This is a genomic window from Mesorhizobium sp. P5_C1, from assembly GCF_054049815.1.
This window is the reverse complement of record NZ_JBFULQ010001034.1, coordinates 1-1,153: the sequence shown is the minus strand read 5'-3', so window position 1 is coordinate 1,153 and position 1,153 is coordinate 1. Positions and strand designations below refer to the sequence as shown.

Sequence of the window (1,153 nt, the reverse complement as noted above, 5' to 3'; positions counted from 1 at the left end):
ACCACGGCGACTGCACCCGGAACGCGGCCTGGAAATAGGTTTCCGGGGATTTGAGGTTGCGCAGCATCAGGATCGACGACCACTGCGCCACCGTCACACCTGTCGTGAGCTTGCCGCAGGAAAGCGTGATCGTTTTCGAGTCGAAGCCGCTACCGACGGCCTGCCGAACCGGGGGCAAGGCATCGAGGCCGATCCCCGCCGATGTGCCTGCTGCAACGACAACCGTGTAACCGTGCCAGAAGGTGTTGTGCCGCTCAGCCAACAGGTTTGCCATCGCATGACAGGCGGCGACGTTGGGCAGGAACCAGAACGAATGTTGGAGATACGGCAGCAATCGCACGTCCGAATACGGAAACGGCGGCCGCGTTCCCAATTTCAGGCTTTCGACAGTTTGCGGCGCATAACCGCCCCGGATGATGTCGAGCCATTTTTGAACATCGGTTTTGTGCTTGAACGCAGCCGCGCTGCCCGTGCCGGTGGCGGCGAAAAAGGTGTTCAGATCAAACTCGTCAAACTCCCCAGCGCTGGCGATCGCCAGCAGCTCGTCCGGCATCTGGTACGTGAGCAAACGCATCTGCGGCAGCGCACCGTATGGGTTACGCTTGCCCGGATTCTGGGCGGCGAAATCCTGCTTGGTGCGCTGCTCGTCGGTATAGGTCCAGTTGAATATCTGTTCCTCGATGAACTCGCCGGTCGCCAGCGCCTTGAAGGGGGTGCCGGAGAGATAGAGATAAGCGCGCGTGGTGATGGGCAGGAACTCCGCCTCGCTCTCCGAAAGCACGCCAAGGTCTTCGTTCAAAACTTCCAAATCGGCCGTATATTCCGAACTGGTTTCCTCCTTGGCGACCGCCGCATCCTCGCCCTCGAAAAGCTCCTTCGCTGTCTCCCGCCATGCGCCGAAATGGTATTCATCGAACACCACCAAATCCCACTTGGTCGTGTGGAGCCATTCGTGACGGGCCTTGATGTTGCCAGCCTTGTCGCGCCCGAGAAGGTCCTGGAACGAGCCGAAATAAACCACCGGCTTGTCGCGGTCGACCTGGCTGGGATCGCGCCCGGATTTGCGCGAAAGGTACTGCCAGCCGTCGAAATCGACGTGCAACTCAAGGTCGCTCTGCCAGGCATCCTCAACGACCGGCTTGAAGGTCAGCAC

1 pseudogene is annotated in these 1,153 nt (G+C 60.0%); it reads right to left on the bottom strand.

From position 1 onward, the window contains the following. Positions 1-1,153 (bottom strand): annotated as a pseudogene (locus ACXJ7R_RS33660) (restriction endonuclease); the annotation flags it as partial.